We start from the raw sequence: 1,209 nt of genomic DNA, 5'->3' as shown, positions 1-1,209 counted from the left end.
ATTAAATCTTGGAAATGGAATGTCACCAGCGGGTTTAACTGACGGTAAGGCGACATCACAAGCACTCGGCCAATACCACTTAAATCCATAAAATTAGATGCATGCTCTGACGCCGGGTTACCAAAGTACACCGGAATATTTTCCATGCGCGCTTGGCGAATACTGTCCCAGTTGTTGTCAGCTAGAATAACCTTAATATTTTTCGAGATTAAAATAGAAGCTAAATCACGTGAGAATTTAGACGCACCAAAGATTAACACCCCTTGATTAGAGCCCTCTTTCACACCTAAAAACTTAGCCCAACGACCGGCCGTTAAGCTTTGAATCACCACGGTACCAATAATAATTAAGAATACTAACGGTACAATCGAACTGGCACCTTCTAAGCCAACCGACTCTAGTTTAATGGCAAATAATGATGAAATGGCTGCTGCAACAATACCGCGTGGAGCAACCCAACTTAAAAACCACTTATCTTTTGACGACAAATTGGTGCCTAAGCCTGAAATCCAAATGCTTAATGGACGTGCGACAAACATCGCCACTAATAGCACCCCTACACCACCAAATCCTAGGTCCAGCATTGCACCAGAATCAAGGCGTGCGGCCAACAGAATAAACAACGCTGAAATCAGTAGTACGGTTAAGGTTTCTTTAAATTCCAAAATGTCGGCAATATCAACGCCGCGCATGTTCGCTAACCAAATACCCATTACCGTAACCGTTAACAAGCCAGACTCTTCTTGTAAAATGTTAGAGCCAACAAAAATGCCCAACATAATGGTTAATACTGCGGTGTTACGTAAGTAATGTGGGAATAAGTTTTTACGGATAGCTAAACCCGTTAAGTAACCGCCTGCAGCACCTAGACCAAAACCAAGCACTAAGGTTAAGCCTAATGCAGTCAATACGTGCGTGGTCGGGTCGGCTGTAACGGCGATATACTCAAATACTAGTACCGCTAATAATGCACCGATGGGATCAATAACGATGCCTTCCCAGCGCAATATACTGGCTAAATTGGATTTTGGTTGCACCGTGCGTAACATAGGCACAATCACGGTTGGCCCTGTCACCACTACTAGTGCGCCAAATAACATGGCAATTGCCCAATCAAACCCAAGCAAAAAATGCGCTGCTGGTGCAATACACGCCCAGGTAATAAATGCGCCGATGGTGACAAGGTGGGTCACCATTCGTCCATGTTCT

1 protein-coding gene is annotated in these 1,209 nt (G+C 44.3%); it reads right to left on the bottom strand.

The annotated features are described in order from the left end of the window. On the bottom strand, positions 1 to 1,209 hold a 1,209-nt coding region (locus CXF78_RS01085; RefSeq protein WP_180957012.1), incomplete at both ends, for a cation:proton antiporter.

The organism is Shewanella sp. 11B5, from assembly GCF_002836795.1.
In the GTDB taxonomy this organism is placed as follows: Bacteria; Pseudomonadota; Gammaproteobacteria; order Enterobacterales; family Shewanellaceae; genus Shewanella; species Shewanella frigidimarina.
Note: the sequence above shows the minus strand (reverse complement) of the source record. Positions and strands in the feature narration are given on the sequence as shown.